The organism is Deltaproteobacteria bacterium, from assembly GCA_016235345.1.
GTDB lineage: Bacteria > Desulfobacterota > Desulfobacteria > Desulfobacterales > Desulfatibacillaceae > JACRLG01.
The window spans coordinates 178841-202903 of sequence record JACRLG010000024.1 but is presented as its reverse complement, the minus strand read 5'-3'; the positions used below and the strand labels follow the sequence as shown (position 1 = coordinate 202903).

Here is a 24063-nt window from a genome sequence, read left to right as displayed (position 1 = left end):
AATAATGGAAATTACGTAAAAGAATAAAGCGGCATTATTTCCCAATAATCCATCGCTCTAAAGAAAAAAATACCTGTCAGTCGCCATGAAGGTCCGATAAGCGGACATTTTCCTTTGATAATTGTGAAATCAGCCACAAAACGGCCCTGACATGCGGGCATTTTCCCCAAGATATGCGGTTATTTTCACCATTTCGCCTGTTTTTCATGTCGCAATGCGGCATAAAAAAATTTGATGATAAAACAAGATGTTATTAATTTTTTTATATCGCATGTATAAATTGGAATCCAATTTGCATACTTACAGGTAAAGTCTTCCGGCAAGGGTGGGGGGGCAATCCTTATCTTCAACATGCAAGAGGTCAGCCATGCGAAATCCTGATTGCCCGAAGTATGATGCATGTTTGTCCCGTGCGGCCAAAAAAAACGCTCCAGGCTGGGATTGCGGCGGTTGCAAGCACAAGACAGCCTACGTTGACCGCGAGGAAATTGACATCACGGCCTACCTGCATTTACTGCGGGCCATTTTCTGGCCGGATGAGCACGCCGCCTACAGAGGCACAAGAACCGTCCGCCGTTCTGGCAAAGCCCAGGAAATGCAGACCCTGGCCAGCGCCTGACACTCCTTCCTGTCTTTTCAACCCCTTATTCCCAAGGGGCCCCCTCCCCGCGACCCGATTAAATGGGGAGGGAGCCCGTAGTGGATTTCTGCGCAGCAGGCTTTTCCGCCTGGCAAGGCGCTGTCCCGCTTTTTTGTTTTTGTCCGGCTTTTCCTCAATTTTCGCCTTCAGTGTCGCTTTTATCTCTCGTGCCTGCTTGCCCCGTCTTCCAGACGTCTTATTTTGTAAAACAGCCTGACCCGGCTGTTCGTGCTTCATTGAGGATCGAAGATAAGCCCGATGAGATCAAAGCTCGTATTCACGGAACTGGAAGGCGACATGACTGAATTTCTAATCGAGGCGGCCAGCGGAACATGGAAACTCCTGTTCGAGTCGGCTTTTTACATCCTGTTCGGAATCCTGGTGGCGGGCCTTTTAAGGGCGTTCATCAACCCCCAGGGGATATCCGCCCACCTTGGAACCGGGCGCTTTTCCTCGGTATTCAAGGCCGCAATAATTGGCATCCCGCTTCCCCTGTGCTCGTGCGGAGTGCTCCCCGCCGCCGTCTCCCTTAAAAAGCAGGGAGCGAACAACGGGGCGACGACAGCCTTCATGATAGCCACGCCCGAATCCGGCATCGATTCCATAAGCATAACCTACGCCCTCTTGGACCCCATAATGACCGTGGCCCGGCCCCTTGCGGCCTTTGTGACCGCCGTCGCCGCCGGAATAACGGAAAACCTTGTCGGCTGGCGCGGCACCGGGGCGACCGTTACGCCGGACCTCTCGTGCCCAGTTGACGGCTGCTGCGACGGCGTCGACTGCCCGCCACAGGACCACAGGAACCATCACGGCCTGGGCGAAAAATTCGTGTCAGGGCTCAAGTACGCGTTCAATGACGTGTGGGCCGACATGGCCGGCTGGTTCTTCGCTGGAATCCTTCTTGCCGGAGTCATCACCGCAATCATTCCCCCGGACGCCCTTTCCAGGTACATGGGCGGCGGTATCATTTCCTATCTCATAATGCTTCTTGTGGGCATTCCCATCTACATCTGCGCCACAGCGTCCACCCCCATAGCGGCGGCCCTGATACTTTCCGGGGTAAGCCCCGGCTCCGCCCTGGTTTTCCTCCTGGCCGGGCCGGCCACCAACATCACGTCCCTTACGGTTATTTTTGGCATCCTTGGAAAACGGGCCGCAACCATTTACCTGTCGTCCATCGCCCTTTTTTCCGTTGCGGCGGGATTCGCCGTTGACCGTGCCTACGCCTTTTTCGGAGTTTCAGCCAGGGCGGTTGCCGGGCAGGCCTCCGAGATCGTGCCGGGCTGGGCGGCCTGGGCCAGCCTCCTGATTCTTTTGGCCATATCGGCCCCCCCGCTTTTTCGCGCCTTTAAAAGAAACAAGGGCCATGACTCCCAGGAAAGCCCTGGGGAAGCGCACGGTTGCGGATGCGCCAACGGGACCTGCGGCAAGCCGGACCGGAAGGGCGCATTCCCCGATCTTTTCCCTTGACCGCAGAAGCAAACCGGGTGAAAAGAAATTCTTTTCAAGGGCCTTCGGAATCGACCGGGGCAAAACCTGCAGCAGCTTCCGGCGAAAAATTCGCCTGCCCATAGAGAAATGAAAAACACGGCCCAGATATTCGATAGAACAGCGGCAAGGCCCCCTGACGCCACCCGTGAACTCGTGGCGAACCGGGAGACCCTTAAACGCATCTTCATACTGAGGGAAAACGACTCGGCAAGGGCCACCCTTGTCAAGTACATGGAGCAGATCCTTTTCGGGCTCCAGGATTTTCTTCGCAACCACGTGGGCATCACCGAAGAACTTGCCCTGACCGAGCTTTCAAGGCGCTTCATGGATTCGGCCATAAGCAAGGAACCGGAAAAAAAGCTCGCTCAGGTCATAACCGATCTCATAGACAACATCGCCCCCCACGCCGTGAACGTGTCGTCGCCCTATTTCATAGGGCACATGACCTCGGCCATCCCCTTTTTCATGGTTCATCTTTCCACCATAGTTTCAGCGCTGAACCAGAACGTGGTCAAGCTGGAGACCAGCAAGGTGGTCTCCATCGTCGAAAAGCAGGTTCTGGCCAAACTCCACCGCATGATCTACAAGGAGGACGACGCCTTCTACAACGAGCACATCCAGAGCGGCTACACCAGCCTCGGAGGATTCGTGGAGGGCGGAACCCAGGCCAACCTGACCGCCCTGTGGGTGGCCAGAAACCGGCTTCTGGCTCCGGTAAACGGTTTCTCCGGCGTTGAAAAGGAGGGCGTGGCCGCCGCCTGCAAGGCCTACGGTATCGAAAGGTGCGTGGTTTTGGTGTCCCAGCTCGGCCATTACAGCTTAAGGAAGGCGGGGGGGGTGCTGGGAATCGGAAACGCCAACGTGCTTTCTGTCCCGGTGGACAACAAGAACCGCATGGACCTTCACTGCCTTGAAAACACCATCGACTCCCTCAAAAATGAAAGCCCGGCCACCCTTATAATGGCCGTGGTGGGAGTGGCGGGCACCACCGAAACCGGAACCGTGGATCCCCTGAATGAAATCGCCGAAATCTGCGCGCGCCACAAAATCCATTTTCACGTGGACGCGGCCTGGGGAGGCCCCACCCTCTTTTCCGAAAAATACGCCCACCTGCTTTCCGGCATCGAAAAGGCCGACTCGGTGACCATAGACGGCCACAAGCAGTTCTACATGCCAATGACCTGCGGCATGGTCTATTTCAAGGACCCCCGCGCAATGGACGCCGTGGCCTACTACGCGTCCTACGTCAACCGCCCCGGCTCGGTGGACTTGGGCATCCGGAGCCTTGCAGGATCGCGCTCGTCCACATCCCTCATCCTTGATTGCGCCTTAAAAATCATGGGCCAGAGGGGCTACGCGCTTCTAATCGACAACGGCATAGAAACCGCCAGGGCCTTTGCCGAAGAGATCGAATCCCGACCGAATTTCGCCCTAATGACAAGGCCGGAGCTGAACATCCTGACTTACAGATACATGCCAGAGGCCCTTAAGGAAAAATTCGGCAAGGCTGACCCGGAACTCATCATCCGCTTAAACGAGCACGTCAACAACGCCAACACCGAGCTTCAGAGGATGCAGCGGGAGGCGGGCAAGAGCTTCGTTTCCAGGACCACGCTGCGGCTCCCGGAAAACAAGGGCGGCCCCACGGTGGTGCTTCGCGCCGTAATAATGAACCCCATAACCCACATGGGAATTTTGCGGGAAATTCTGGACGAACAGGAAGCCATAGCGAAAAAGAGCCTTGGGTCGTTTTTCGAAGCGGCCCTTTCGGAGATTTGACGTGACCCGACAAATCCGTTTCGGTTCCGGCGACATCGAGCTTGAAGGGATTTATACGGAAGCCTCAGGAAACACGGCTTCGGTGATAACCCACCCCCATCCCCTCTACGGGGGGGACATGAATTCCAACGTGGTGGTGTCGCTTCAGATGGCCTTTCTGAACACGGACATTTCCACGCTTCGTTTCAACTTCCGGGGAGTGGGGCAAAGCGGAGGGGCTTACGACGGCGGCCTTGGCGAACAGGACGACGTGATGGCCGCCATGAATCACCTTCTCGGCCTTGGAAAAGACAGGATATTTCTAGCCGGGTATTCCTTCGGAGCCTGGATCAACGCGAAGGCATCAGGGCGGCTGGGGCATCCACCCATGTTCCTGGTGGCCCCGCCGGTGGCGCTTCTGGATTTCCCGGAAGACCGGATAGAAGGCCTTCTTGCCGTAATCGCCGGGGAGGATGACACCTTCGGCCCGCCAGACATGGTTTTCGAAGCCGCCCAAAAGTGGAACCCGGAAGCCCGCTTCACGATGATTCCCCATGCCGACCATTTTTTCTGGGGCCGGGAGGAAGAGCTTCAGTCGGCCATAATCTCCCACCTGCCCTAATGCAGAGCCCGCAAGCCTGAAATTTCCGTCAGGCAAAAACTCCATGCTACAGATGAAGATAAAGCCTGAAGGAGCTTCCTTCGCCGGGTTTTGACTCCACCTCGATTCTTCCCCCAAGGGTGGCGGCCAGGTGGTGGCTCATGGACAGGCCCAGCCCGGTCCCCTCCCCCGCCCTCCTGGTGGTGAAGAAGGGGTCGAAAATGCGCTCCTTTGTGGCCTCGTCCATGCCGCAGCCGTTGTCGGCCACCTCGATCACCAAAAGCCCCTGGTCCCTTTCGTCCAGCCTCACCCCAAGGCTTACCCATGAATCCCGTTTGTCGGCGGCCTGGGCGGCATTCACCATGAAATTGATTATTATCTGCGCCAGCATGTCGGGATCGGTCTTGAGCCTCGGCAGGTCCTCGGGCACCGAAACCTGGAGGGTCTTCACGGAATGCGAGAGCTTTATCCGGCAGATGGCCAGCGCGTTTTCAACAACTTCGGCCACGTCCACCCACTTGGGTTCGGCCTGCTCCCTTTTTCTGGAAAAAGCCCTCAAGTTGCTGACTATGGAGTTTATCCGGTAGGAACCGTACTCTATGTTGTCCAGAATCTTGAAAAGGTCTTCCCGGAATTCCTGGTATGGCATACCGCAGGCGTTGAAATCACCCGCTTTTTCAGCATGTTCGTCCAGAACCGGCAACACGCTTTGAATGTACTCCCGCAGTATTGGTATGTTAAACGTTATGAAATTGTTGGGATTATTGATTTCGTGGGCAATCCCCGAAATGAGGTAGCCGAGGGACGCCAGTTTTTCGCTCTGAACCAGATGGCGTTGCACGGCCTTTGACTCGGTTACGTCCCTAATGTGAATAATCGAGGCTGAGGAAGCTGTTGCGAAATTCTTGATGGGATAAACTGTGGCCTGCTCGTAGCGGTCAGGATCCTTGAACCCCTTGCGCTCGATGGTCACGGCCTGCCCCTGTTCAACGGCGGAGAGAATCCCGCATTCCGGGCACGGGGCTGAAGCCCCCCCAAGGGTCCTGAAGCAAGCCTTTCCGAGTGAGCGTTCAGGATTTCTGAGGCGATAGTACTCGGCTGCGGCCCTGTTGAGCATCAGCACAGACATATCCGAGCCCAGCATTAAAAGAGGATCGGATATGCCGTCAAACACCGCCTGGAACATTTCCTTGCTGCGCCTAAGGTCTTCCTCCGCCCGGCTCCGCGCCTCCATTTCGTCCGTAAGCTGTCGCGTTCTCTCTCTTACCCGGCTTTCCAGAAGTACATTGGACTGATTGAGGGCGTCCGCCACACGAACCCGCGAAATGGCCAGCGCAAGAAGATCGGCCACGCGGGATATTATTTTAAGGTCCGAATCAGTGTAATCCGAGGGTTTGTTGGTTAGGGCGATCATGCCCACAATGCTTCCGTCTATCACCGACGGAACGCCCAGAAAGCGCCTGACGTTTATGTGCCCGGCTGGAACCCCCACGGAACTCGGATGCTTTTCGGGGCAATTTTCCATGAGGGCCCGGCGATTTTTGAGGACAAAGCCCCACAGGCCGGAAAACTTCTTGAAAACCATGTGGTCGCCGGGGCCTTCGCCTTGCACACTCTTTGCGGCAGGCATGGTGGGGCAGACCATGTAGCCGGTTTCCGGGTCCAGAAAACCCACGAACCCATTGGGGCTCCCGGTCAGAATTTTCGATATTTCCAGCGCCTTCAAGGTCAATTCGCCAATGGGCGACGGATTTAGGATGCAGGAAAAAAAATCCGTAAGCAGATCATTGGCCGCCATGCCCTTCTTTCTTGCCGACTGCAGAAAGCTGCGCTCCACGAAGCTGGAAATCCTGTGCGCGGTTTCGGCCATGAGGCTCTTTTCCTCGACGGAAAAACCTTCCGGCGTCTCTCCTGGATATGCCGCATCGAGGCTTCCCACGCAGTGGCCGGAAACCATTACCGGGCTTTCGATCGTTTTTGCCCCGGCGGGGAAATCCGGCCTTCCGTGAATGCACCCGTTGACCAACAGGCGCACCATTGCATGTTCGGGACGGGCCAGGCCCGTGGGGGCGAGGTCTGATACCCTGGAAAGGACCTCGGCATCGTCAAGGTCTTTTCTGGAAAGGAGCCGGGAAAGTTCCAGGAGAAAGCTGAACCCCCGGCTCTTCCGGCTGAGGGCGTCGGGCTTGACGCCGGAGAAGCCTCCGCCGTCGGGCAAAGCCCCCCTGTTATCCTGATCGTTTTCCATCGAGGGAAAAGGTCCTGAATGGGGTTTTAGGTTTCAACATGGCACAAGGCCAAAGGTGTTCCGGTTTCCCCAGCGGAAGCATAACCAAATGAAATGGATGGTAATAATTGATCAGCCCCATCGTTGACCCTGGGGGAGGCCCGTCCGAAAAGCCCATTCACGGCAGGAAATCGGCCTTCAATGCGCCGACGATACCGTGCCTCACAGGCCCCATAATCCCGAAGACTGGCGGGGCGGTCTCTTGGAACCAGGCCTGTCGGCAAGGCAGATTTCCATGAACCTTTGAGCTGCGTCCCGGTCGGAAACAAGGCTGGCCGAAGGGCACATGTCCCAGGCCGATTGAGGCATCTCGTCGCAAAAGGCGGTGGAGGGCTCCTGGACAAGAGCCACGCCCCCGACCCTGGCTATTTCTGCCAACCCCTCGGCCCCGTCGTTTCCCGACCCCGAAAGAATCATGCCCGCCGCCCTGTCCTCTATGGCTTCGGCGGCTGAAAACATAAGCATATTGATGGCCCCTCTGCGGCCCGGAAAGGGCGAGGGCGAGACGTGCAGGGAATGATCCGCGCCGCTTCGCAAAAGGGTGACGTATTCCATGCCCGATGACACGTAGGCCCTGCCGGGCGACAGGAGCACGCCGGTTCTGGCCTTCTGCACCAGGCCGGGGGCGAGGCTGTCCATGTAGCGTATAAATGAATCCACGTGCTCAGGGTCATCGTGAATCACCACCAGGAAGGTGGCGGGAAGCCGCCTGTCCAGGGCCGGAAGAATCTTTAAAAGCGCCCCGTAACCGCCCTCGGAGGCCCCGATTACGAACACCCTCTCCACGTTGCCGGCGGAAACATCGGGGGTTTCATCGGCCTCGGCCCTTGAATGCGCCTGCCGGAGATAGCGGATGGAGGAGACCTTGACCCTGGCCGCCAGCCTAATTTTCCGCAGTATCTCCCGGCTCTGCTCCTCCATGTCGAGCGCTCCCTGGCGAGACGGCTTGTGGATGAAATCCACGGCTCCGCACCGAAGGGCGTCGAAGGTGACAAAGGCCCCGGCCTTGGTGAGGGTGGAGAACATCACTGTGGGCTTGGGGGAGCGGATCATTATGTGCTTCAGGGCAGTTATGCCGTCCATCACCGGCATGTTGATATCCAGAAGAACCACGTCGGGATTGACCACCGGGGTCATTTTTACGCCCTCAAGGCCGTTTTTCGCCTCGCCCACAACGGTCAGGCCGGGATCGGCGCTTATGACGTTGGACACAACGCGGCGGAAAAGGGCCGAATCGTCCACTACTAAAAGTTTGACGTCGCGTTTCATGAAGACCTTCCTTGCCTATCGGCCACGGGCCTTACGCAGGATGGAGGAAAAACCTTTTATGCCGTCAAGGTCGGCTGCAAGAGCGAAGCGCGGCTCCACCAGGCCCTCTATTTCGGCGGTTTCGATGATCCTGAACCGGGCCATGTAACCGGCCATTTCCTGAACTTCCGATTCCTTGGGCGCGAACCGGTTGAAAACCACCCTTCCAGGCGGGGTTTCAAGGGCGTACTCCACAAGAGGCAGGGGCGTTCCCCAGTAATCGGAGGCTATCCTGGCCGCCTCCTTCAGGTTGGCCTTAGCCCACAGCCCGGCCCTCGCCGCGCCCTGAACCAGGGCCGCCACCCTTTCCGGGTGATTCTCCACCAAGTCGCCTTTTACGAGCACGAGGTTACAGATGAAGCCCGGCCACGCTTCCTCCACGTACGACAGCGCCCTGGACTGCCCGGCCATGATGGTTTTGGCTGCCATGGGCTCTCCCACGCAGTAGGCGTCCAGCACCCCGGCGGCCATTGCGGCTGCCATATCGGGCGGGTTCATTTCCACTATTTTGATGCTCTCCCCCAGGCCGTATTTTTCCGCAAGCCTTCTTACGGCAAGGTTGTGGCCGGAAAAACGCATTGGCACTGCCAGGGTCTTACCTGCAAGATCGGCGAAGGTCTTTACCGGAAGCGACTTTTTCACCACCAGGGTGCTTTCGTGGCGGGCTCCAATGGCCACTATCCTCACGTCCTCGCCCTGCTGGCGCAAGGCCACCGCAAGGGGGGCGATTATGAAGGCCGCGTCTATGCTTCCGTTTCTGAGGGCCTCGCCCATTTCGGCGAAGCTGGAAAACTTCATGGCCTCGAACCTGACACCCTTTCCCTCCTTCGAGGCTGCGTCAAGAATGGGGGCCGCGATGTTGGAGATGACCGGCATGTAGCCCATGCGAACCACGATCCGGCCCGTCGGCTCCCGGTTGACCCAGAAATGCGACGCCGAAATGAGCGCAAGCCAGGCAAGGGAAAGCATCAGCACCTTGCGCCTGAGCGAAAGCCCGTCCACCCACTCGGCCATGCGGGTCTGCCTATAGCGCATAGTGGACACCCATCATGAGATAAATCTGGCGCCTTAGCTCGGCAAGGTCCGGGTCGCTGGAAAAATCCCTGGGCCTTGGAAAATCCAGAACCCTCGCCATTTTGACCTTGGTGGGGCGGCTTCCGAAAACGATTATGCGGTCTCCCATTATGAGGGCGTCTTCTATGTCGTGGGTCACCATGACAATGGTTTTTTGCAGATAATCGTGAAGGTTCAGAACCTCCTCGCGCATCCGCATGTGGGTGAGAAAATCCAGGCCCGTGAACGGCTCGTCCATGAACAGCACGTCCGGGTTCACCGCCATGGCCCTGGCAAGCTCCACCCTCCTCTGCATTCCTCCAGAAAGCTGGAAGGGGTAGCGGCTCTCGAAACCGGCAAGATCCACCAGATCGAGATACTCGGCCACCTTTTCCTTCATGGCTGCCTTGTCCTTCATGTGCCGGAGCCCCAGGCCCACGTTCTGCCCCACGGTCATCCAGTCCAGAAGGCCGCTTTGCTGAAACACGAAAATATGATCGGGGCTCGGCCCGTTCACCGTTTTTCCGTCAATCTCGACCTGGCCTGTGTAGCCCGGATCAAAACCCGCCACGATCCGTAAAAGCGTTGACTTGCCGCATCCCGAAGGCCCCAGGACGCACACGATCTCGCCCTCTCCCATATCGAGATCGATGTTTTCCAGGACCACGCTCTCCTGGCCAAGGCGGGGAGCCGGGTCTTCGGGCTCCCTCCTGGCTTGGCGACGTTCCTGGTAAGCCTTGCGAAGGCTGCGGATACGGATGTAGTCCTTCCGCCTCTCATCCTTCGCAAGCATCGCGCTCATCATGGCGAATCACCTTCTTTTTCAAAGCCGCCACGCACAGGCTCTCTTTTCTGCGCCGCCCAGCAGCTAATTGTCTTTTCTAAAAACCGACACGCCCAGGCCGACTTTCTTTATTTCAGGCCCTCATACCCAGGCGTTCTTTATTTCAGGCTATCACGCCCAGGCGTTCTGAAAACGATGAAATGCAAGGAAGAGTGAAGCGGGCGGGAAGGAATAGTACTTGTCGTACATGACGACCCGCCCGCTTTAGCAGTTCGCGTTTTCAGGACGCCTGGGTTAGCGGCCTCGAACGCCCCATTGCACTTCTCTCGCCATGGAAAGTCTGAGCATCACCGAATCCAGCACCACCCCTATTGCGCCGATTATGATCATGGCGTCCAGAACGTAATCCATGCGCAAGGCGTTTCTGGAATCGATTATCAAAAAGCCCAGACCGCTTTTGACCGCTATCATCTCGGCGGCCACAACCACTATCCAGGCGATGCCGAGGCTTATGCGAAGGTTCACAAGAACCGTTGGAAGAATGGCCGGAAAAATGATCATGGTGAAAATTTCCCTTTTGGTGAAGGCAAAATTGGCCGCCACCTGGAAATAGGTCTTTTTAATGCTTTCAACTGCGGCCCCGGTTGAAACCGCCAGGGGGAAGAAACTTGCCAGAAAGATCAGAAAAATCGCAGGCTTGTCGCCGATGCCGAACCACAGCATGGCGAGCGGTATCCACGCAAGTGGCGAAATGGGCCTGAAAAACTGGACTATGGGGTTTAAGGCCCTTTTTGCGAAAACAAAGTAGCCCAGCAGTATTCCCGCCGGAACCCCCAGGACCACGGCCAGGTAAAAGCCGGCCGTCACCCGAAAAAGGCTTGAAACAGTGTGCTTCAGCAAAAGCCCGCTGCACGCCAGTTCCCACATTCCGAGGCCTACTGTTAACGGCCCCGGCAGCACGTTTTCACTCCATACCCCAAGCCTCACCACTCCTTCCCAGCACAAGAGAAGAAGAACGAAGGAGATGAGGGCTGGAGGAATTTTCTTGAACAAATCCATCAAGTTCTCCACGGTGTGGCCGTCTGGCGTCAGCCCGGTCCTCAGGCCCTGAAGGCTCCCTGTTCCCGGCGGGTGCGTTCCAAGAGATCCATGGCCGTTTCCTCCGCGTCCGAGTCCCAGTCGGAGACGATCTTTTTCGCAAGGCGGATTATGCCCTGGCTGGCCCTGCCCGTGGGATAGCGGGTGAGAAGCACCTCCCTTTTCTTGGCCGCAACCCTCACCGACTCATCATGGTAAACGAAACCGAAAAAGCGCGGGGATATGGCGAGCCCCTGTTGCAGGGTGGATTCTATGCGCCCTGCGACGGCCAGTTCCTCCGGGTCGTCCCCCATGTTGAAGACTACTGCGGGCCTGTAGCGGCGGCATGTTTCCTCCACGGCGGCGGCAAGCCTTGGGTTGATGGCCGATATCTGCCCCACGAGATAGGGCACGGTCATGATCTCCGCCCTGGCCGTGTCTCCGAAGGCGGAGAGCACCATCTCGAACACCCTCTTGTCGCTCCTCACCACCCCGGAAAGCACCCGGAGCATGAAATTGCGCAGGAACATGACGAAATTCATGACAGCCGGGGTCTCGAAACTGGTGACGCACAAGCCGCGCTTCACGATGCCGAAAAAATTCAGGGTGTTGAAAGTGGACCCGGCTGAAAGGTCCAGAATAACGTAGCGGGCGCGGATGTTCTTTATGCCGTTGATGAGGGCGCGGCGCTCCTCGAAGGTGATGTTGGCCAGAAACGGGGTCTTGCCGTCCCCCGGCACGAAGGACAGGTTGGGGATGGGCGTGGGAACGACAAGGTCCTGAAAGTCGGCCACCCCGCCCTTTAAATAGTCCCCTATGCCCGGATACTTGTTGGGCACCCCAAGATAGGTGTAGAGGTTGGAGCCGCCGAGGTCCAGGTCCACCGCCACGGTGGAGTGGCCCATGCGGGCGAGTGCGATGGCGATGTTGGCCGAAATGAGGGTCTTGCCCACGCCGCCCTTGCCGCTTGCCACTGGTATTATGGTACTTTCCATTGCGGACCCCGCCCGTTTTTCCGTTTGGCCCGCCGAAGCGGGCGCGTCCGACGTCCCGTCCCCTTTTCCGGGGCGGGGCGAAACTTCAAACCGTCACACGATTATGGTTTCTATGAACCTCGCCAGATCGGTCTCGTCCAGCTCCCTGTCCACCACGCCCCTGAGAATGGCGTTTTCGGTGAGGTTGGGGTAGACGCAGCAGTCCGCCTTCTGGGCCACGGTCACCCCGTGGGCGTCCCTTATGGCGGCGAAGCCCTCGGCCCCGTCCTCCCCGATGCCCGTGAGCAAAAGCCCCAAGGTGGATCGCGAAAAAATCCTGGAGGCGGTCTCGAACAAGGCGTCCAGGGGACGCCTTGGGTTCACCGAAGCCTTGAGGCAGGGAAGGCCCTTTGAGTCGGCATCGATGGAGTGGGGGCTTTCCGTGGAGCTTATGTAGCAGGTTCCCTGCTCCAGGGCCTGGCCTTCGCGGGCCACCTCCACCCTCCAGGGCACGTGCTCGTTGAATTCCCGGCAGAAGGAATCGATGATCCGGGGGGAAATCTCCTGGATCACCACCACGCAGGCCGGAAGGGACGGCGAAAGCTGGGACAGGAGCCTTATCACCGTGTTGGGTCCGGAAAGGGTGGTTCCTATGGCTATGATGTGATCCAGGGGGATGTAGCCGTAGAGGCTGTTGATGCGGTCCTTTATTCCCCATTTGCGGGAAAGGCGGACCCGGCGCACGTTGTCCATGTTGACGGAGCGGGCCACCTTGATGCGGTCGATGAGCTGCTTTTTGGCGGAATCCATGTCCGTGGATATGGACCCGGACGGCTTGGGCACGAAATCCACCACCCCCAGGCGAAGGGCCTCGAAGGTGACGGTCCCCTCGGAGGTGAGGGAGCTTAGGACCACTATGGGCACCGGGTGTTCGATCATCAGGTGCTTTATGGCGGTTATGCCGTCCATGACCGGCATGTCGATGTCCATGGTGATAACGTCGGGCTTGAGCTGCCGGGCCGCCCTGACTGCCTCCAGGCCGTTTTTGGACTCCCCGATGACCGTGAGGTCCGGGTCGGAGTCCAGTATCTGGGCCACGGCCTTGCGCATGAAGGCAGCGTCATCCACTATGAGGACCTTCAGCTTTTCCGCCATAATCCCTCCGATAAAGCCATATCAAATGAGCCAGTCCAGGCCGGGGTCGTCGTCATCGACGGAGGACGGATTTTTCTCCCGGCCTGAGGCGTAAGTTACGATTCCTTCGATCATGGCCTCCACCCTGGTTTCCCCGGCAGCAAGGCCCTGTCCGGCTATTTCATCCAGTGGGGCCCGGACCATGGCGGTCTCCCGGTTCTGAATGGCCACGGAGCCGCCCTTTTCAATGACGCTTTTAAGCCCCTCCGCCGCCTGTGAGCCTCCGCCGCCCGAAAGGACAAGCACCTTCAAGGGCTCCGCCATCGACTCGGCAAGGCTTGCCAAAAATCCGGAAAGGGCCTCTGCCGGATTCCTGGCCGCAACGGGGTCCCCTTCCACCAGAATGGGCAGGCTGCGCCGCATCATTATGGCGGGCGGGGCGTCAACCGCCGTTATGTAGCAGGTTCCCGAAAGCACCGCAGCCTCGCCGCTGAGAGGCGCGACGTCCACCATGCTTCTTGCCGCCGTATATTCGGCAAGGGGCGCCATGAAATCGGGGGGCATGTTCTGAATCACCAAAACGCAGGCGTCCAGGTTTTCGGGAAGGCCGCACACCAGCTTGAACCACTCCGCGTGCCCGCCCGCCCCGGCTATCACCACCACCAGCCTGTCCGTCGGCCTTTTCCCCTCCGCTGTCTCTAATTCACGCTCCGGCCTGGGCGCGGGGGGCTTGAACCGGGTGATGGAGGAAGCCCCGGCGGTGGCGGCGGTCCTTATTCTTCCCGCTATGCGGTCGGCGGCAAGGGCAAGGTTGCCGCCGCGCACCGGCTTGGCCACGAAATCCACAGCGCCCAGCATGAGAAAATCCATAATGTTGCCCACGGCGGCCCGGTCTGTGTTGGAGATGATAACCACCGGGCAGGGTTTTTTGATCATTATGTGCTTGATGGCCGTGGAGCCGTCCATTACCGGCATGTTGACGTCGAGCGTAATCACGTCGAACCTGCTCTCGGCCATTTTGGCCAGGGCGTCCTCGCCGTTGGCCGCCGTGGCCGCAACCTCCATGTCGGGCTGGGCCGCCACAATGTCCGAAATGGCCCTTCTCATCATGGCGGAATCATCCACCACCAGGACCTTGAGCCGAGCGGGTTCCGGGGCGGCGTCTGCGGGTTCCGGGGCCAGGGATTCCAGAAGCTCTCGCCAGGGGGTCGTTATGGTGGCCTTTACTGCCGCCGGGAAGCCCAGGGTCTCGAACTGGCTGTAGTCCCAGGAGGCCATCAGACTAAGAGCGTCAACCCCCGTGAGTTCACCCGTTTCGGCGTGAACCAGCTCGCCGTCCCTGATGAAGAGGCGACCCTCCTCCCGCCCGTGCGAAACGGCGATGGCCGTGCTGATGCCGGAGGCGCAGCAGGTTTGGATCAATTCCGCTAATAGCGAGTTCGTCACGTTCAAGCCGCCTGCCGCTTTGGCCGTCCATCCCGGTCAAACACCCGAAACGAACATATCAGTATGTGACACTCCGCCGGTTTAAGGCCGTACGCCCAGGGTCGCGCAGTTCCTCCCGGCGAGGGGATTCCATGCAGAAGGACGGCCGCTACTGTGCCTGGAGCCCCTGGGAGCCGGCGTCCTTGGCGCTCACGCCCGCCAGGGACTTGCTCTCAAGCGTCGCTTCCAGAAGGCCCCTGGCGCTGGCCACCCTGGCCACGGACAGGTTGACCATCTGGTAGACGTCAAGGATTAGCGATATCCGCCCGTCGCCCAGAATCGTCGCCCCGGAGAAGCCGCAGTTTTCCTGGAGATAATCCACCAGAGGCTTTATGACCACCTCTTCCTGGCCTATCAGGGAATCCACCACAAGGCCCACGTCCCTCATGCCGGTGTTGACCACAACCACGTAGATTTTGCCGCTTTCCGTGTTTTTGGACTTTAGGTGGAAGATGTCCGTGAGGCGCAGGAGCGGAAGCACCCGGTCGCGCATCTGGATGACCTCCATGCCCTCGATGGTGGCGATGTCCGATATCTGCGAGGAAAGGGTCTCCTCCACCACCGAAAGGGGCAGGGTGAAAATCTCGTTGCCCACCCTGACCAAGAGGGCCTGGATGATGGCCAGGGTAAGGGGAATCTTGATGCGCACACGGGTTCCCTGGCCCACCTTGCTCTCTATCTCCACCGTGCCGTTCAATTTTTCGATGTTCTTTTTAACCACGTCCATGCCAACGCCGCGTCCGCTCGTCTTGGTGACCGAGGCGGCGGTGCTGAAGCCGGGCTTCATGATGAAGGAGATCAACTCCCTCCCGGCTATCCTGTCCAGTTCCTCGCGGGTGGCGAAGCCCTTCATGAGGGCGGTTTCGCGAATTCTGTCGGTGTTGATGCCCCTGCCGTCGTCGGTTATCTCCACCACCACGTGGTTGCTCTCGTGGTAGGATTCCAGCTTCACCACGGCGGTTTCGGGCTTGCCCGCCCGCAGGCGCTCCGCGACAGTCTCGATGCCGTGATCCACGGCGTTCCTTATGATGTGGACCAGAGGATTCGCTATTTCCTCTATGACCATCTTGTCCAGTTCCGTGTCCTCGCCCTTCACTTCCAGGTGGACCTTTTTCCCCGTGTCGTGGGCAAGGTCGCGGACAAGGCGCGGATAGCGGTTGAAAAGCTGGGAAATGGGCAGCATCCTGACCTTCATCACGCCTTCCTGAAGGTCGTTGGCCACCCGGCCCAAGGCGACGGTGGCCTCGGAAAGGCGGAAGGTGAGCTCCCTCACCGCCTTCAGTTCCTTGGAATCTATGCGCATCTCGTGAAGCCGCTGCTGGAACTGCCTCATGTCGTAGTAAAGCTGGCCGTAGGAGGCCCTGGAGACAACCAGCTCGCCCACCTGGTTCATGAGGTTGTCCACCTTGGTGGCGTCCACCCGAAGGCTCTGCTTGGCGATGCGCTCGGTGACGAGATCGTCCTGGCCGAAACCGGCCATTTCCTGGGCGGGCTGCCTGGGCTCGGCTGAAGGGGCGCTTGCTGATTCAAGAGCCGAATCTGCGGGCGCTGGTTCCGGGGCCGCATCGGGTACGGCCTTTTCAGGCTCGGCATCCAAAATTTCTGCGGCGTCGGCATCTTCAAGAGCCGCCTTCAGCAGGGGCTCGATTACGAAAGGCTCGGCTGCGGGAGGAGCCGGAGGCTTCCCCGCCGCCCGGGGGGCCGGAGGCGCGCCAATGGGTGGGGGCGCCTCCGGTCCGGGCTGAGGCCTGTCCGCAGGAACCGGGGAAAAGGTCTTTTTTGGGGCGGGCGTCCGGGGTGGGACCACGGCGCCACGGGAAAGGCTTTCCTCAAAATCGTCTGCAAACGGGTCGGCCACCGCCACGTCAACCGGGGCCTGTGCGGCCAGCGGGTCGAATACGTTGTCCAGCTCGTCGAAAAGGCCCTGGTTGTCACTGGCCGAAGGAGCGGGGGCAAGGTCCTCGAAAAGTGGCTCCGCCGGGCTCGAAACGGCGGGCGGGGCCGTTTTGCGGATCGGAGCCTCAGGGGCCGGGGCCGCCTGCCCCACCAGCGAGGCCAGGTCGAAGCCCTCGGTGGCCTCACCCGCATCCTCCGCCACGGGCTCCTTGGGAACGCTCGCCGTGTGTGAAAGGAGAAGGCCCGCCTGGATTCCGATTATCCCCACAAGGTTCCGGTCGCCGAGCGGGAACGAGCGCCTGAAGCCTTCCAGAGCGGCCTTCCATTCATCGTAAAGGGCCACGAGCTTCTGGTAGTCCATGTAGCCGGCGGAGGATTTCAGCGCTTCCACCGTTTCCAGGGCCTTAAGGCAGCCTTCCTCGCCGCCGCCTTCCGCCAGTCGTTTCACTGTCGCCGCCAGAAGGGCAAGTTGCTCCTTCAGATGCTCCTCGAAGATGGAGAAGAGCTCCTTGTCGTATTCCTCCTCCAGGGTGGCGAAGGCGTCCATTTCGGCGAGCGCGTCCTTCATCAGCGGGGAATCGGAGGCAAAAGCCGCGTCCACGGGCCTGGCGGGAGCGGATGACGCGGCTTTTTTCGGGCCGCCTTCCAGTACATCATCGTCCAAAAGGGAGTCGAGTTCTCCGAGATCGTCCATGGATGCCTCCGTCACTGTCGCTTCGGGCGCCGCCTTTTTCGGGGCGGCCTTTTTGGGGGGAGGTTTCACCGGGTCCGCCTTTTTGGGCTTTACGGCCTTGGCCGGTATCAGGGAAAGCTCCTCGAGACGACCGACGAGATCGTCCACCGGGGTTCTCTCTTCCTGGCTTGCGTCCAGATCGCCAACCAGCCGGACCATACGGTCCTTGGAGGCCATGAGGACGTCCAGGGTGGGGCCGTCGGGAACCTTGTCGCCGTGGCGGAAGGTTTCGAGAAGGCTTTCCAGCTTGTGGGCGAGAGTTGACAGGCTTTCGAGCCCCAGGTATTCCGCCGACCCCTTGATGGTATGGGCGGCCCGGAATATGGTGTTGATTACCTGTTTGTTTCCGGGCTGGGCCTCGAGCTGCAAAAGCCCTGTTTCCATTTCCTCCAAGGCCTCCACGGCCTCTGGAATGAAATCCTGGAACAAGGAAGGATCCGCCATGTCGAACTCCCTTCGGTGAACTTTTGGCCGCCTTCCCCTTGCGGGTTTCGGCGCGCGATGTTGACTCCGTTATATGTAGACTTTAAATATGCCTGTAAGTGTTTAAAATTTTTCATTCGGGGCGGTCTTTTTGCGCCGCCCCTTTTCAGTCGGGCCGCGAGGCATGAGCCGTTCCGCAACCGCAGGAATCGGCCACGCCCCCCTCGTCCACAAGATGGACCCCGTAAAAACCGAAGGCGGATATGACGTCCCTTATTCCGGCCAGGGCCTCATCCAGCTTGTCCAGATTCTTTAAAATTTCCGCCCCGGCCATCTCGTCATGGGCGGCTATCGACTCTCTGGCCCCGGCAACGGAACCCAAGGCGTCTTTCGTATGGTTCCAGACCAATAAAAAAGCCTCCTGGGTGTTGACGCTAACCTGGTTTACGGCGTCTCCCAAAAGCGTCGGGGGAGCTGTCCCGTCAAACTTTCCGTCAGCCATATCCATAATGACGCCAAGGCTTTCGGCAAGGGGCAGGTGCCACCTGTAATAAAAATGGACCGCCCCCGCGAGGAAAAACCCAAGCACCAGAACCAGCAGCAGAAGGAGCGCAAGCTCGCCGGAAGCGGCGGCCAGGACGCACGACAAAGCGAGCCCCGAAGCCGCCGCTATGAATAATCCGGCCAAAACGTGTTTCCGGTCGTTCGCACCCTTCATGGCTTAAGGGACCCTCTCCGCCTTCACAGGGTTTCAATAACGGTGAGGATCTTCTCCGCAGCGTGCTTGCTCACGAAGGCCCTGGCCCCTATTTTTTCGACCTCCTGCCTGTACTTGTCCTCTTCCAGGTTGGAAAGAAAAATGATCCGCGCGTTTGCGTCATGGGCCAGTATTTCCCGCGCCGCAGCGAAACCGTCCATCTCGCGCATGGTTATGTCCATGGTCACGACGTCGGGCTTCAAGGACTTGTAAAGGGCGACGGCCTCCAGGCCGTTCTTGGCGTCCCCGACAACGGAGTGGCCGCCGTCAGTCAGGGTTTTCGTGATCATTTTCCTCATCATGGATGAATCATCCACCACAAGTACGCGCTTGCCCATTTACCGGCCCTTTCTTACTCGATTCGTTCACTTGCCGGCCTTAGGCCGACTCCAAAAAGGATATTCAAAAACGCCCTGGTCAGGCCGGGGCTTCGTCGCCGAACTTTTTCAGGTTGGCCATTTCCTTGATCTGGAGAATCTTGTTGAAATCAAGCAAAATAACCAGCCTGTTGTCAATCTCGCAGACGCCTTCTATGTACTTGCTCTTTAGCCCCGCCACCACGATGTCCGGTGGCGGCTTGATGGTGGAGGCCAGGATTTTGAGGACCTTGGAAACCGCGTCCACCACGAAGCCCGTAACCCTGCCGCTTACGTTTATTATGAGTATCCGGGTGTTGTCTTCCCTCACGCCGTCGTCCTTCTTGAGGTTGAGGCGCTTCCTTAGGTCTATGACCGGAATGATGTTGCCGCGAAGGTTGATGACGCCCTCGATGAAATCGGGCGCGTTGGGAACCGTGGTGATGAAGGCCGAACGGATGATTTCCTGCACCATCAGGATATTCACTCCGAAATGCTCCTTGCCGATCATGAAACCGACCAGCTGAAGAAGCTGATCCTTTTCCTTTTCCACGGCTTCCATCATGTCGTCAGCGTATGAACGCTCCATTATGGCTTCTCCCTGATGGCGAGATGTTCTTTTCGATCAACCGCCATGAAGACGGCAGGCATATTGGCTTGAAAAAGGCGCTCCCTTCGAGGGGGGCGATCTCCGAAGGGAGCGCCTTGCAACCGGCCCAAGCCGGTCTGTGCGGTGGGTCCGCCGGGAGGACAAAGCTCCACCGCAAAGCCTGTTTCAAGCATCCTACTTCTTCTTGGCCGACACCTTGAACTGGTCGACCTGGGCGGTGAGACCCTCGGACAGTTCCTGGAGCTCGCCGGTGATTTTCACGACGTTGCCCGCTCCCTGCACCGTCTGGCGGGCGGCGTCAAGGGACTCGTTGGAAAGGCTGACGAGTTTTCTGGAGCGCTGGGCCTGCATGGACGTCAATTGCTCCATCTGGCCGGTGCGGGAGACGATGCCCTGCATTTCCCTGGAAACCGCGCTTGCCGCAGCGTCCATTTTGGAGGAAAGGTCGAAGACCAGCTTGGCCTTCTGCACCAGGTTGGCCAAGGCTGCTTCGGCGGCCTTGCGGCGGTCGCCCTGGGCGCCTGCCATGGTTCCGATCTCCTGGGCCAGCTTGTTCAAATCCTGCATCATGGCGTTAACCTTCCGGGTGCCTGCCGCAAGGCGCTCGGCGACGTTGCCCATTTCCACGATGGCTTCCATGTTGACCTTGCCGCCTTCGGCGATTCTTGCAAGGGCTGCGGCGGAACGGTCGGAGAGCTGGGAGCCCTGGTCGACGCGCACGGCGGAGTTCTTGATGAGGGAGGTGATTTCCTTGGCCGCTTCGGAAGACCGCTGGGCCAACTTGCCGACTTCATCGGCGACCACCGCGAAGCCCTTGCCGTGCGCGCCTGCGCGGGCTGCCTCGATGGCTGCGTTAAGGGCCAGAAGGTCTGTTTTCTCTGCGATTTCCGTGATGACCTGGATGATTTCCGAAATCTGGCTGGATGACTCGGAAATGGACTTCATGCCTTCAACGGTGGCATTGACCGATTCCCTGCCCACGTTGGCTGCGTCCAGAACGTCCTGGCCGTGCTTGATGGCGCGGGACGCCGCGTTGGTGAGCTCGTTGACGGCCACTTCGATCTCGCTCACCGCCTTGGACGCGTTACCCACTTCCTGGCCCTGCTTCTGGGCGGTGGCCACGACCTTGCCGCCCGTCTCACCCATGTCGTTCACGCGGTCGGTGGCGACGTTTGCTTCAGCGGTCTGAATCTTGGAGGTTTCAACCACCTCGGCGAGAACCTTCGCAAGGCCCTCGATGCTCTTCATGGACTCCTCGGCTGCCACTTTCTGGGCCTGGGAGCTTCCTGCAACCTCGCCTGCTGTCTGGCCCATTTCGGAAACCGTGTTCTGCACTTCCTGGGCGCGGTCCGCTTCCTTGGCTGCGCGGTCCCTGTTGGCGGCGGCTCTTTGGGCCACGTCGGCGGCATGGGCCTTGACGTCGGCGGCGCTCTTGTCCACGACTCCCAGGGAGGTGTCCAGCATCTCGATCAGGGTGTTCATTTCTTCTGCCATGCTGCCGATTTCATCCTCGGACTCCACCGGAATCTTCACGGTGAAGTCGCGCTCCTGGGCCACTTCCCGGATGATGTCCGAAATCTTCACCACCAGGCGGACGATGCCCGTAACCAGGATGATGAGGAGGATGGTGACCACAAGGCCGATTACGGCCATCGAGCCTGCAAGGACCGACAGTCCTCTGGCGTCTTTGCGTGCGCCTTCTGCAGACTTTGTGACCTGCTCTTCAGACGCCTTGACCATGTCGTTGAGGGCGGGGTCAGCCTTGCCGTAGTAACCGCGCAGAATTACAACGAGTTCGTCGATGGACTTGTCCATTGCCACGAAATCATCCAGGGCCTTCTCGTAATCGGCAAGGGCCTTCTTTACGGCAATTGCCCTGTCCTGGGGAATTCCGCTTTCCGAGACCGCTGCTGAAAACTTTTTCGCCAAGTCGTGAACCATTTCGATGTACTTTAAAACTTCCACATCGGTAACACCAACCAGTTTGCGCAACATGTAGTTTTTCTCATGCCTGCGCATTTGCAGGAGCAGGGATTGTGCCTTCAACTCTCCTGCAGTGCCCGATACCGCTGTAAGACTGCCCGTGCCCGTGATGCCGGCTTCAATGTCGCGCCCTGCCTGGACCATGATGCCCTGGATACCCTCTTTTTCATTTACGCCCTGTTTTTTGTAAAGTTCGACCAGGGCCAGCCAATCCCTGTGGTAGGCTATAAGGTTTTCCTCAGCCGTTTTACGCAGAGGCTCGAGATCCGCTTCCATACCGGTGGCCTTGGCGGCTTCGATAACCGGCTTCAGGTTCTTGAGGGTTTCCTCGACAACGGTCAATCTTGCCATGCCTGTATCGGATGATGCGATGTTCTTGGTCTGAAGATAAATGTTGGTATTGACTCGCATGAACAGGGTGTCGGCAAGAATCTTGACGGCGTTGTAGCGGATGTTTTGTTCATGATCGTTCAATTCCAGAAGGTCGCCGGTTGTCTTGCTTAGGGCGTATTGATAAACGCCCGCAACCATCGCCAGAATAACCGCAACCGCAACGAATCCGCCGATCAGCTTGGTTCGAAGACTCGCGTTCTTGAATAGCATCTTTCCACCCCTTCCTTTCCGGTTTGATTAATAACCGGCGTCGCGTGACTTTCGCCATAGGGGCGGAAAAGCCGCGAACGCCCACCCTCGTTTCCGAGACACAACCTGCTCAAGGCAAAACTTAGCAAGCCTCGTGCCAGAAACCGGAAAAACAGGGCAACATGCGAAAAAGGCTTTCAACATATTGTAAAAACAGCATAAAACAAATTGTGCACAGATGCGGCCCCGATTTCCCCCGGCAGGGAGAGGGGCGGTACGGGGATGGGCGGGAGGGATGTCCAAAAAGGGGCGCTATCCAAATTGGCCCATGCCATTTTGGAATGGTGAGAATTAGGCATACCATGACAAACCGGAAGGCGGGACGGTCGGAAAACTGCGGGCGCAAAAAAGGGGCGGACCGCCGGTCCGCCCCAGGGGAAAGACTCCAAAATCGAAAAGGCTACTCACGTATCCTTTAGATACCGGGCCAGGGCGCGTTCGTCGTCTTCGTAAACGTTTACGAATTGGATGCCCACATCGAAACTCGCGCCATCCGAAGATTTTTTGCACCAGGCCACCTCGCCGATGACGCTCAAGGGCTGTGCCTCCGAAAGGTCCACCAGCCTGGAATGGGGCCGCTTGTAGCCTTCGAGGCCCTGAAGGTTGATCTTCAAGCTTAAAACGCTTTTTGGCTCAAAGGGCGATTCCGAGGAAAAACAGATTCCGGCCCTGCTGATATCCTTGCTCTTTGCGGTGGCTGCGGAATTTTTGGGGAGCGGATACGTGAGATGCTGCACCTCCACCTTGATTTCCTTGGGTATTCGCGGATACCTGCGCTGGTCGGAAACGTAAGGCTCCTGTGTCATGTGGTTGTCTCCGTGATTTTTTTTAAAGCCCGTATCAGAAGCCGGTGCGGAGGCCGCCCCGTTCGGATGATGTTTTTAAAGGCCCGCCAGTTCCCCGGCCCTTGCCCTGAATTGGCCCAGGAACGCTTTTTCATCCACCCCAAAAGCGAGAATGACCACCAGGGTAAGATCGGAATCCCTGCCGACCGGAACCGCCGCCACCGCCGGAAAATCGCCCGGAAGCCTTATGAAAAGTTCGGTCTCGCCGGGAGCGTTCAAGGCGCGGGCGACGTTCTGTGACGCCATGATGCAGTCGGATGCGGCTGAGGCGAGGCCTTTCATGTCTATGCCCGAATCGCCCGCAAATGAGCCCTTCAGGCTCCCTGACCCGTCCAGGACCGCCACGGCAAGGCAACCCGCCATTTCCGAGAGCCCCCTGGCAAGCTCGTCGTGAGTCCCGGAATCCTCGTCCTGTTCGTCTTCGGAAAAAAGGTCCGGCTCGCCGCCTTCCGAAAGGCCGTTGCCCCAGCTTCGGGACACCGCCTCGTCCCCGCCAACGAGATCGGTCTCAAACTCGTCCTTGGCCCTTGTGGCGTCCATGACAAGGTTGGCCAGGCTTGATGAAATGCGCCTCTTCACCTTCTTGGACGGCGGCTTCAAAAATTTGATCCCCGGATTTTCCAGGCCGATGACCTTCAGGGCAGCCTCCTGGCCGGTGAGCGGGCCGAAAACCGCGTCGAAGGGAACACCCTTTTCAAAATAGAGAATCCCCGGAGGCTGGCCCTTGGAGCTTACCTCCATCAGGCAGGTTTTCTGCTCCATGCCTATGAGCTGCAAAAAGCTGGGCAGGCTTATGCCCTTTACCGCTCCCTCCGGCGCATCCCTGGCCAGGGCTGCTATGATGGCGTTGGCCAGCTTGTCGGGAGAAAAGGGCTTTTCCAGGAAGGAAACCAAATCCTTGGGGAGTTTCGCGCGTATTTCGGGCCGGTCGTAGCCCGTCATCACTATTATGGGAAGGTCGGGGTAACGTTCGTTGACGTGGGACAGAAGGGTGAAGCCGTCCATGCGCGGCATGTTTAGATCGGTGACGAGAACGGAAACGGACTTCGATTCCAGGACGGCCAGGGCTTCCAGGCCGTTGCCTGCGGTAAGGACCCTGAACCGGTCGGAAAACTCCTCAAGGGCCTCTTCGAGAAAATACAGGAACCGTGACTCGTCTTCCGCGATGAGCACGTTGTCCATTAACCGTTTCCTTTGGGGGGATCGAAAAAAGCCCCGGGCCGGGC

19 protein-coding genes are annotated in these 24063 nt (G+C 58.6%); 4 read left to right on the top strand and 15 right to left on the bottom strand.

Translation table 11 applies throughout. The features are described from left to right. Positions 1-367 precede the first annotated feature (367 nt). From HZB23_12825 to HZB23_12810, 4 genes are all read left to right on the top strand, one after another. A complete protein-coding gene (locus tag HZB23_12825; protein MBI5845540.1) occupies positions 368-619 on the top strand; it encodes a hypothetical protein in 252 nt (83 codons plus the stop codon). A 318-nt stretch (positions 620-937) separates the two neighbouring features. After that, on the top strand, positions 938-2110 hold the full coding sequence (locus HZB23_12820) for an SO_0444 family Cu/Zn efflux transporter (GenBank protein MBI5845539.1): 1173 nt from the start codon (positions 938-940) through the stop codon (positions 2108-2110). Positions 2111-2218: 108 nt separating this feature from the next. Next, the gene (gene panP, locus HZB23_12815; protein ID MBI5845538.1) at positions 2219-3910 is read left to right on the top strand and encodes a putative pyridoxal-dependent aspartate 1-decarboxylase; all 1692 of its coding nucleotides are present in this window, start codon (positions 2219-2221) and stop codon (positions 3908-3910) included. Position 3911: 1 nt separating this feature from the next. Next, entirely contained in the window at positions 3912-4511 is a 600-nt protein-coding gene (locus HZB23_12810) for an alpha/beta hydrolase (protein MBI5845537.1), read from the top strand. 46 nt (positions 4512-4557) lie between these two features. Here HZB23_12810 and HZB23_12805 read toward each other — a convergent pair whose 3' ends face one another. The 15 genes from HZB23_12805 to HZB23_12735 form a co-directional block, all read right to left on the bottom strand. Beyond that, on the bottom strand, positions 4558-6738 hold the full coding sequence (locus HZB23_12805; protein MBI5845536.1) for a GAF domain-containing protein: 2181 nt from the start codon (positions 6736-6738) through the stop codon (positions 4558-4560). A gap of 201 nt (positions 6739-6939) precedes the next feature. Continuing rightward, the gene (locus tag HZB23_12800) at positions 6940-8046 is read right to left on the bottom strand and encodes a response regulator (GenBank protein MBI5845535.1); all 1107 of its coding nucleotides are present in this window, start codon (positions 8044-8046) and stop codon (positions 6940-6942) included. A 15-nt stretch (positions 8047-8061) separates the two neighbouring features. Then, positions 8062-9120, bottom strand: a complete 1059-nt coding sequence (locus tag HZB23_12795) for an ABC transporter substrate-binding protein (protein ID MBI5845534.1) — start codon at positions 9118-9120, stop codon at positions 8062-8064. Continuing rightward, a complete protein-coding gene (locus HZB23_12790) occupies positions 9110-9931 on the bottom strand; it encodes an ABC transporter ATP-binding protein (GenBank protein MBI5845533.1) in 822 nt (273 codons plus the stop codon). The genes HZB23_12795 and HZB23_12790 overlap by 11 nt, the downstream gene beginning before the upstream one ends. Positions 9932-10216: 285 nt before the next feature. Then, positions 10217-10981, bottom strand: a complete 765-nt coding sequence (locus tag HZB23_12785) for an ABC transporter permease (GenBank protein ID MBI5845532.1) — start codon at positions 10979-10981, stop codon at positions 10217-10219. Between the two features lie 41 nt (positions 10982-11022). Then, positions 11023-11994, bottom strand: a complete 972-nt coding sequence (locus HZB23_12780) for a P-loop NTPase (GenBank protein MBI5845531.1) — start codon at positions 11992-11994, stop codon at positions 11023-11025. Between the two features lie 93 nt (positions 11995-12087). After that, on the bottom strand, positions 12088-13128 hold the full coding sequence (locus HZB23_12775; protein ID MBI5845530.1) for a response regulator: 1041 nt from the start codon (positions 13126-13128) through the stop codon (positions 12088-12090). A gap of 21 nt (positions 13129-13149) precedes the next feature. Beyond that, positions 13150-14559 carry a response regulator gene (locus HZB23_12770; protein MBI5845529.1) on the bottom strand — a complete coding sequence of 470 codons (1410 nt, stop codon included), beginning with the start codon at positions 14557-14559 and terminating at the stop codon, positions 13150-13152. A 142-nt stretch (positions 14560-14701) separates the two neighbouring features. After that, positions 14702-17665 (bottom strand): chemotaxis protein CheA, encoded by a 2964-nt coding sequence (locus HZB23_12765; protein MBI5845528.1) that lies wholly within the window; start codon positions 17663-17665, stop codon positions 14702-14704. Between the two features lie 145 nt (positions 17666-17810). Next, entirely contained in the window at positions 17811-18362 is a 552-nt protein-coding gene (locus HZB23_12760) for a hypothetical protein (protein MBI5845527.1), read from the bottom strand. Between the two features lie 23 nt (positions 18363-18385). Next, complete coding sequence (locus tag HZB23_12755) at positions 18386-18739, bottom strand: response regulator (GenBank protein ID MBI5845526.1); 354 nt, start codon at positions 18737-18739, stop codon at positions 18386-18388. A 79-nt stretch (positions 18740-18818) separates the two neighbouring features. Beyond that, positions 18819-19322: a chemotaxis protein CheW gene (locus HZB23_12750; protein MBI5845525.1), complete on the bottom strand. Its 504-nt coding sequence runs from the start codon at positions 19320-19322 to the stop codon at positions 18819-18821. A 219-nt stretch (positions 19323-19541) separates the two neighbouring features. Then, the gene (locus tag HZB23_12745; GenBank protein MBI5845524.1) at positions 19542-21953 is read right to left on the bottom strand and encodes a HAMP domain-containing protein; all 2412 of its coding nucleotides are present in this window, start codon (positions 21951-21953) and stop codon (positions 19542-19544) included. Positions 21954-22396: 443 nt separating this feature from the next. Continuing rightward, the gene (locus tag HZB23_12740) at positions 22397-22798 is read right to left on the bottom strand and encodes a PilZ domain-containing protein (GenBank protein ID MBI5845523.1); all 402 of its coding nucleotides are present in this window, start codon (positions 22796-22798) and stop codon (positions 22397-22399) included. Between the two features lie 75 nt (positions 22799-22873). Further along, a complete protein-coding gene (locus HZB23_12735; GenBank protein MBI5845522.1) occupies positions 22874-24019 on the bottom strand; it encodes a response regulator in 1146 nt (381 codons plus the stop codon). Between the last annotated feature and the right edge of the window lie 44 nt (positions 24020-24063).

Bases quoted from the DNA above. Each gene is read 5' to 3' on its own strand.
- HZB23_12825 (MBI5845540.1), top strand. From the start codon at position 368: ATGCGAAATCCTGATTGCCCGAAGTATGATGCATGTTTGTCCCGTGCG.
- HZB23_12820 (MBI5845539.1), top strand. From the start codon at position 938: ATGACTGAATTTCTAATCGAGGCGGCCAGCGGAACATGGAAACTCCTG.
- panP (MBI5845538.1), top strand. From the start codon at position 2,219: ATGAAAAACACGGCCCAGATATTCGATAGAACAGCGGCAAGGCCCCCT.
- HZB23_12805 (MBI5845536.1), bottom strand. From the start codon at position 6,738: ATGGAAAACGATCAGGATAACAGGGGGGCTTTGCCCGACGGCGGAGGC.
- HZB23_12800 (MBI5845535.1), bottom strand. From the start codon at position 8,046: ATGAAACGCGACGTCAAACTTTTAGTAGTGGACGATTCGGCCCTTTTC.
- HZB23_12795 (MBI5845534.1), bottom strand. From the start codon at position 9,120: ATGCGCTATAGGCAGACCCGCATGGCCGAGTGGGTGGACGGGCTTTCG.
- HZB23_12790 (MBI5845533.1), bottom strand. From the start codon at position 9,931: ATGCTTGCGAAGGATGAGAGGCGGAAGGACTACATCCGTATCCGCAGC.
- HZB23_12785 (MBI5845532.1), bottom strand. From the start codon at position 10,981: ATGGATTTGTTCAAGAAAATTCCTCCAGCCCTCATCTCCTTCGTTCTT.
- HZB23_12780 (MBI5845531.1), bottom strand. From the start codon at position 11,994: ATGGAAAGTACCATAATACCAGTGGCAAGCGGCAAGGGCGGCGTGGGC.
- HZB23_12775 (MBI5845530.1), bottom strand. From the start codon at position 13,128: ATGGCGGAAAAGCTGAAGGTCCTCATAGTGGATGACGCTGCCTTCATG.
- HZB23_12765 (MBI5845528.1), bottom strand. From the start codon at position 17,665: ATGGCGGATCCTTCCTTGTTCCAGGATTTCATTCCAGAGGCCGTGGAG.
- HZB23_12760 (MBI5845527.1), bottom strand. From the start codon at position 18,362: ATGAAGGGTGCGAACGACCGGAAACACGTTTTGGCCGGATTATTCATA.
- HZB23_12755 (MBI5845526.1), bottom strand. From the start codon at position 18,739: ATGGGCAAGCGCGTACTTGTGGTGGATGATTCATCCATGATGAGGAAA.
- HZB23_12750 (MBI5845525.1), bottom strand. From the start codon at position 19,322: ATGATGGAAGCCGTGGAAAAGGAAAAGGATCAGCTTCTTCAGCTGGTC.
- HZB23_12745 (MBI5845524.1), bottom strand. From the start codon at position 21,953: ATGCTATTCAAGAACGCGAGTCTTCGAACCAAGCTGATCGGCGGATTC.
- HZB23_12740 (MBI5845523.1), bottom strand. From the start codon at position 22,798: ATGACACAGGAGCCTTACGTTTCCGACCAGCGCAGGTATCCGCGAATA.
- HZB23_12735 (MBI5845522.1), bottom strand. From the start codon at position 24,019: ATGGACAACGTGCTCATCGCGGAAGACGAGTCACGGTTCCTGTATTTT.